1 protein-coding gene is annotated in these 275 nt (G+C 61.1%); it reads left to right on the plus strand.

The features are described 5' to 3' along the window. On the plus strand, nt 1-263 hold a 263-nt coding region (locus AAEZ06_RS27230; RefSeq protein ID WP_350617203.1), incomplete at its 5' end, for a CopD family protein. Between the last annotated feature and the right edge of the window lie 12 nt (nt 264-275).

Here is a 275-nt window from a genome sequence, read left to right on the forward strand (position 1 = left end):
GTGTTGGCCTGCTGCACATGCGCTTTAGCGGGTTCGAAACGGCGCCCCGTTATGTGCAGATCATGATGGGCGTGTACATCGTCATGGTCGCCCTGTTTATCCGCATTCAATCACTGCAACTGCCCGAATTGCGCAAGGCCGTTGAGGCTCAGGAATGGGCGGCAGGCGCGGCGGTGATGGGGCGGATTCGCCGTCTGGTCGGGTGTAATTTGCTGATAGGGCTGGCGCTGGTGGCGATTGCCGGGGCGCGCCCGATGTTTTGAAGGGGTCCCTAC

The organism is Pseudomonas sp. HY7a-MNA-CIBAN-0227, assembly GCF_040310325.1.
Lineage (GTDB): Bacteria > Pseudomonadota > Gammaproteobacteria > Pseudomonadales > Pseudomonadaceae > Aquipseudomonas.